Annotated in this window: 1 protein-coding gene; it reads right to left on the reverse strand. The window is 56.0% G+C overall.

Annotated features, from left to right (window positions below; translation table 11 throughout):
• Window positions 1-325 (reverse strand): diaminopimelate epimerase (dapF, locus tag QP437_RS09815; protein ID WP_285267707.1); only part of this gene is annotated, 325 nt, incomplete at both ends.

The following is a 325-nucleotide window of genomic DNA, read 5'->3' on the forward strand; positions in this document are numbered from 1 at the left end:
GGCGGTGTCCACGTTATCGACCTGAATCACGCAGTGCGGGTTGCCCATTGAGACGACGCCGCACAATACTGTCTGTTCAGCCGCGCGCATAATATAGGTCTTTTCCGCTTTGTTGGCGCGGAATGGGACCTGAGACGGCTCGAAATTCGGCTCGCCCATGTTAACGCGCACCAGATCATCTTCCGTTACGCTTAATACCATACGCCCATTGGCGGTGCTCACACGGATATCACGTTTATTGGTCAGGCCTTTTAAACGGACAAAGCGGGCGAAGCAGCGCGCGCCGTTGCCGCACTGCGAGACTTCGCTACCGTCAGCATTGAAG

It is taken from the genome of Haemophilus sp. UMB1048 (assembly GCF_030218125.1).
In the GTDB taxonomy this organism is placed as follows: Bacteria; Pseudomonadota; Gammaproteobacteria; order Enterobacterales; family Pasteurellaceae; genus Haemophilus_D.